A 6,504-nucleotide genomic window follows, 5' to 3' on the forward strand; every position below is an offset into this window, starting at 1 on the left:
AATTAATTTTTAGCTCAAATATTCATTTGCTATTATTTACTTGGAGATACATGGTGTTACAGAAGATTAAAATATTCGCAATAGCGGCACTGAGTGCGACTTTAGTTATCAGCGCACCTATTCAAGCTGTAGCTCCCTCTCCTCAAATGATAGAGCAGTTTAAATCCTTGCCAGCTTCTGAACAGCAAAGACTTGCTAAGCAGTATGGTATTAGCCCTTCAGTGTTATCGGGGCAAAGCGGTCAATCAAGTCAAATCGCTGAAGCCACGCCAATTCCTGCAAGGCAAGTACAAGCAAAAGAACAGCAAACTAATAATCTCGATTTTGAACAAGAAAGCGAAAAAGCAGAATTAAACTTTTTTGGCTATGACATGTTTGCTGGCGAGCCAACTACATTTGCTCCTATTTCAGATATCCCTGTACCAAGTGACTATGTTGTTGGGCCTGGCGATACACTAAATGTGCAACTTTATGGTAAAGATAATCGTGAATACGCCTTAACAATAGGTCGTGATGGCAATATTCAATTCCCAGAATTGGGGCCTATATCGGTTGTGGGGCTAACGTTTTCTGAATTACGCGAGTATCTAGGCGAGCGAATTCAAAAACAAATGATCGGTATTGAATCAAATATTACCCTAGGTGAATTACGTTCTATTCGCATTTTTATCGCTGGTGATGCCTATAAACCTGGTTCGTATACTGTCTCTAGTTTATCTACCATTACACAAGCTCTGTTTGCAGCTGGTGGCGTAAATGAAATAGGTAGTTTACGTAATATTCAAGTAAAACGTCAGGGGCAGTTAGTTGGTAGCTTTGATTTATATGATCTGCTGCTAAAAGGTGATGCATCGAAAGATATTAATTTACGTTCTGGTGATGTAGTTTTCATTCCATCAGTCGGTGGACGAGTAAGTATTACCGGTGAAATTAGACGTCCGGCCATTTATGAAATTAAGAGCAATGAAACTATTGATGATGTGGTCAAAATGGCTGCAGGTGTTAACCCCGGTGCATATCCCAAGCGAAGCAGCATTGAGCGATATAATCACAACGGTTTAAAAACCATCGTCAATGTTGACTTAACATCAGCAAAAGCAGCTAGCAAGCTAGCGAAAGCGGGTGATTTTATTCGTGTAAAAAGTGCTTCTATGCAATATGAAGATGCAGTAACCCTTGTTGGTGCGGTTGTACGACCTGGTAAGTACCAGTGGTATCAGGGACAGAAGGTTAACGATCTGTTACCTACCATTTGGGGGGATTTAGCCATATCTGCCGATTTGAACTACGCATTAATCATTCGTGAAGTGAACAAGTTTGGTAAAATTGAAGTACTACAATTTTCACCAGGTAAAGCCATTTCGCAGCAGGTTCAGTCAGAAAATATTGCTTTAAGTCCAAGAGATAAAGTCATTTTGTTTAATTATGATGATTCATCGATAAATCGTTATGAATTAAATAAATTAGTTCAAAATAGAGCAAAAAAAATAAAATCATTAAGCAGTGACTCACTTATTGGCAACGACTTATTTAAAGCTGGTTTTAAGTCAATGAATATTGATGCTGCTGGTTCAATGATGCATAAAGCTTCAATCGGTGGAATAGTTATTCCTGGTTCTGATAAGGAACTAAATGAGCAAGAACAACTTATCGGTGATGAAGTCAGTAAAATGTTATCTAATTTATTTGATGACAGAGACTTAATTAAATTAAGTGGCTCAATGAGTCGTGAAGAGTTGTTATTTCCTATTATTAGCAAGTTATCACAGCAAAGTAGCCCTTTAGAAAAAGCTCAAGTAGTTGCCATTTCTGGCAAAGTTAAAAATGGCGGTATATACCCATTAGCAACTAATGCAAAAGTCAGTGATTTACTTGTTGCTGCAGGTGGTTTAGTTGAAGGTGCTTATACAAATAGAGCTGAATTAACCCGAACTGAAAATTCTGATTCGCTTTCAGACATCAACCATATACACGTCAATATTAATAATGCCATAAATCACCTTCCATCTGATGATTTGTTATTAGAAGGCCGTGATATGTTGGTCGTACTAACAACTCCAGAATGGCAAGAGCGTAAATCGATTGAAATCCGAGGTGAAGTGAAATTTCCTGGGATGTATAACATTCGTAGAGGCGAAACGCTTGCCGATGTTATGCAACGCGCAGGTGGGTTTACTGACTTCGCTTTCCCTACTGCTGCGGTTTTTGTTAGAGAATCAGTAAAGCAACAAGAGCAACTTGAAATTAAGAAGCTTGCTGACCAATTACGTCGTGATATTGCAACCCGTGGTGTGTCGAAAGACGGCACGGTAGTTAATTACTCTGAAGCACAGCTAATGCTTACGGACTTAGAAAATATTCAAGCAGTTGGCCGTTTAGTTGTAGATCTAAATGCAATTCAAGTGGGAATAGAGCAAGCAGATATACAACTTGAAGATAAAGATATTTTGTATGTGCCTACCACGAAACAAATCGTGTCTGTTATGGGCGAAGTACAGCACCCGTCAACTCATAGATTTAAAGAAGGCACGACTTTAGACCAATACTTATCTATGTCAGGTGGCCCAAGAGAACGTGCTGATGACGGTAGAACCTATATCATTAAAGCAGACGGCTCGGTAATGATGCCAAAACAAAGCTTCTGGTTTAGCAGCAAGGCCGCTTTAAGTGCCGGAGATACTGTTATTGTACCGCTTGATACTGAGTACAAAGATAACTTAACCCTTTGGACTCAAGTGACACAAATTGTCTATAACTCTGCGGTTGCATTGGCAACGATTTCAGGCTTGTAAAATTTTGTTTTAAAATCCTAAACCGCGTCAACCAATTAATTACAGGGATAAAAACTAGATTTACAGCCTAAGCTAATACAAAGTAAGCATCGCTGTAAATCTATTAATAACAAACATGAAAAACCAAATACCAAAAAATTACACAGATGCTAATTTTACTTCGACTCCGCAAGTTGTTGCAGATGATGAAATCGATTTACGAGAGCTATTTTCAGTAATTTGGAAAGGCAAATGGTTGATCATTGCAGTAACTGCTGTCTTCGCTGTTGGTTCTGTTTTGTTTGCACTTAGTCAACCAAATACTTATAAATCAGAAGCGCTACTTTCACCGGCAGACGGGGAACAAGGTGGCGGTGGTTTAGCCGCACTTGCTGGACAGTTTGGCGGTCTTGCAAGTATGGCTGGCATCAACCTTGGTGGTGGCGGTGGTGTTGACAAAACTCAAATGGCGATAGAAGTGGTTAAATCACGTCAATTTACCAGTGAGTTTATTCAAAAGCATAATATTCTGGCCGACCTCATGGCTGCGGAAAAGTGGGATATGGCTTCAGATACACTCGCTTATGATGTAGATATGTTTGATGTTAAAAACAACAAATGGATTCGTGAGGTTAAAGCCCCATTTAAGCCAGAGCCTTCAATGCAGGAAGCATATAAAGCGTTTAGTAAAGTGATAGCGATTAATAGTGATAAAGAAACCGGCATGGTGAAAGTGTCGGTAGAGCATTTATCACCATCAGTTGCCCAACAGTGGGTTAAATGGTTAGTAGAAGATATCAACTTAGAAATGAAACAGCGCGATGTGGCAGAAGCTCAGCGCAGTACCGCATTTCTAGAAACTCAGATAGCCCAAACTAATGTTGCAGATATTCGCACGATACTTTACCAGCTAATTGAAGAGCAAACTAAAACTATTATGTTTGCTGAAGTACGTGAAGAATACGTATTTAAAACCATTGACCCAGCATTAGTCCCAGAAGAAAAAGCAGGTCCTAAACGAGCCTTGATTTGTGTATTAGGCACAATGCTAGGCGGCATGTTAGCGGTAATGATTGTTTTAATCAGGCATTTCGTTAGAAAAGAAGATTAAACAAAGAAAAGAAAAAAGAAAAAAAAAGAGCCTATTGGGACTGTTTAACGAAAAACAGTAAAAGCTAGGTTCTATCGGAGGTAGCGGCGATGTCGCTGTCTCAAAATGAATAAAAGTGTCTCAGCTTGGTTCTACAGGCTGAGATTGAAAAGTGTGATTATTCAATTCCTCATTCAGAGGGAATACTCAAATCAGGTCGGATCTAATGACAAAAAAGAAAGTACTTACGGTATTTGGTACCAGACCGGAAGCTATCAAAATGGCTCCATTGGTTCATGCTTTAGCATCGGATGAGCGCTTTGAAGCAAGATGTTGTGTTACTGCTCAGCACCGTGAAATGCTTGATCAAGTCCTTGAGCTGTTTGAGATCACGCCTGATTATGATCTGAACTTGATGAAAGCGGGTCAAACACTAAATGATATAACGGCTAAAATCATTCAGGAACTGAAACCAGTTTTAGAAGATTTTAAACCAGATGTTGTACTTGTGCACGGTGATACGGCGACCACATTTGCAGCCAGTCTTGCTGCTTATTATGAACAGATCCCTGTAGGGCATGTTGAAGCAGGGCTTCGTACTGGTAACATCTATTCGCCTTGGCCAGAAGAAGGCAATCGCCGTTTAACCGGTGCCTTAACAAAGTTCCACTTCGCTCCGACCGAAACATCAAAGCTTAATCTGCTAAAAGAAAACTTTAACTCTAACGATATCACTGTTACAGGTAATACTGTTATCGATGCATTGTTAATGGTTAAAGATAAAATTGAAAAGGATGAAGACTTAAAGCGCACACTTGCATCGCAGTTTCCGTTCTTAGATGAAGAAAAAAAGTTGATTCTAGTTACAGGACACCGACGTGAGAGTTTTGGTGGTGGGTTCGAACGCATTTGCGAAGCTTTAGCGATAACAGCTAAAGCGCATCCTGATACGCAGATTTTATATCCAATGCACCTAAACCCAAATGTCCGTGAACCGGTTAATCGCATCTTGGCGGGCATCGAGAATATTTATCTCATAGAGCCACAGCAGTACCTTCCATTTATATATTTAATGATGCGCTCAAATATTATTCTTACAGATTCAGGTGGTATTCAAGAAGAAGCGCCATCTTTAGGTAAGCCAGTTTTGGTCATGCGTGACACTACGGAACGACCTGAGGCTGTTGAAGCTGAAACGGTCAAGTTGGTTGGTACCGATGTAAAGGTCATCGTGGATAACTTGAATATTTTATTGACCAACGACGAAGCATACAAAAAGATGAGCTTTGCTCATAATCCTTATGGCGACGGCTTTGCATGTCAAAAAATTCTTAATGTATTAGAAACAATTTAAAGGTAGTAATTAAATGTCTTTCGAAACTATATCAGTTATCGGTTTAGGTTATATCGGTCTGCCGACCGCAGCGATGTTTGCATCACGTAAGAAGAAGGTCATTGGTGTTGATGTTAATCAACATGCTGTAGATACAATCAATCAAGGTAAAATCCATATTGTCGAGCCTGATTTAGATATGATTGTTCATGCTGCTGTTGTTGAAGGCTACCTTAAGGCTGTAACTAAACCAGAACCTGCGGATGCTTTTTTAATCGCGGTACCAACACCATTTAAGCCTTGTGCTGAAGGTGCCATTCCAGAACCAGATTTATGTTACATTGAATCTGCTTGTAATGGTATAGCGCCTGTATTGAAAAAAGGTGATTTAATAATTCTAGAGTCAACATCTCCAGTTGGCGCCACTGAGCAGGTTGCAGAGTGGCTTTCTGCTTCTCGACCAGACTTAACTTTTCCTCAATCAGCAGGTGATAATGCAGATGTGAATGTTGCACATTGCCCTGAGCGAGTGTTACCTGGTCATGTTGTGCGCGAACTAGTAGAAAACGACCGAGTTATTGGTGGTATGTCTACTCGTTGTTCGGAACGTTCGGTTGAATTGTACAAGACTTTTGTACAAGGTGATTGTGTGATTACTAATGCGCGCACGGCCGAAATGGCTAAATTAACTGAAAACAGCTGTCGTGATGTGCAGATTGCATTTGCTAACGAATTATCCGTTATTTGTGATAAGTTAGATATTGATGTTTGGGAACTTATTGCTTTAGCTAATCGCCACCCACGAATTAATATTTTGCAGCCCGGACCAGGTGTAGGTGGTCACTGTATAGCTGTAGATCCCTGGTTTATAGTGTCTAAGACTCCTGATGAAGCAAAGCTAATTCATACTGCTAGACTAGTGAATGATTCGAAGCCTAAGTGGGTCATTGATAAAGTGAAATTAGCTATAGCTGACTTCTTACAAGCTAATCCGACAAAGACAGCTAAAGATGTGACTATTGCTTGTTATGGGTTAGCTTTCAAAGCTGACATAGATGATTTGCGAGAAAGTCCTGCGCTTAATATTACTAAGTTTATTGCAGAAATGCATACAGGGTCAGTTTTAGCTGTGGAGCCGAATATAAAAGAATTATCACTTAATTTGAGTTTTATCGAGCTAGTTTCAAGAGCTAAGGCGTATGTTAATGCTGATATTCATGTTTTATTAGTTGATCATGAAGAATTTAAAAATAACCATCTGAATAGTAGATATGTTGTTGATACAAAAGGTATTTGGTTAGGTGCTGTCT

Annotated in this window: 4 protein-coding genes; all 4 read left to right on the forward strand. The window is 39.6% G+C overall.

What is annotated here, in order from left to right; genetic code table 11:
• Positions 1-50 precede the first annotated feature (50 nt).
• Positions 51-2,792, forward strand: coding sequence for an SLBB domain-containing protein (locus tag BCU91_RS07060; RefSeq protein WP_102531189.1), 2,742 nt, complete (start codon positions 51-53; stop codon positions 2,790-2,792).
• A 115-nt stretch (positions 2,793-2,907) separates the two neighbouring features.
• Entirely contained in the window at positions 2,908-3,882 is a 975-nt protein-coding gene (locus BCU91_RS07065) for a Wzz/FepE/Etk N-terminal domain-containing protein (RefSeq protein ID WP_102531186.1), read from the forward strand.
• A 205-nt stretch (positions 3,883-4,087) separates the two neighbouring features.
• On the forward strand, positions 4,088-5,215 hold the full coding sequence (gene wecB, locus BCU91_RS07070) for a UDP-N-acetylglucosamine 2-epimerase (non-hydrolyzing) (RefSeq protein WP_102531187.1): 1,128 nt from the start codon (positions 4,088-4,090) through the stop codon (positions 5,213-5,215).
• Between the two features lie 13 nt (positions 5,216-5,228).
• The coding region (wecC, locus tag BCU91_RS07075) for a UDP-N-acetyl-D-mannosamine dehydrogenase (RefSeq protein ID WP_102531188.1) at positions 5,229-6,504 on the forward strand (1,276 nt) is incomplete at its 3' end.

Origin of the sequence: Shewanella sp. 10N.286.52.B9, assembly GCF_002873635.1 — a bacterium.
GTDB lineage: Bacteria > Pseudomonadota > Gammaproteobacteria > Enterobacterales > Shewanellaceae > Shewanella.

Coding starts and splice junctions, on each gene's coding strand:
- BCU91_RS07060 (WP_102531189.1), top strand. CDS start 51: ATGGTGTTACAGAAGATTAAAATATTCGCAATAGCGGCACTGAGTGCG.
- BCU91_RS07065 (WP_102531186.1), top strand. CDS start 2,908: ATGAAAAACCAAATACCAAAAAATTACACAGATGCTAATTTTACTTCG.
- wecB (WP_102531187.1), top strand. CDS start 4,088: ATGACAAAAAAGAAAGTACTTACGGTATTTGGTACCAGACCGGAAGCT.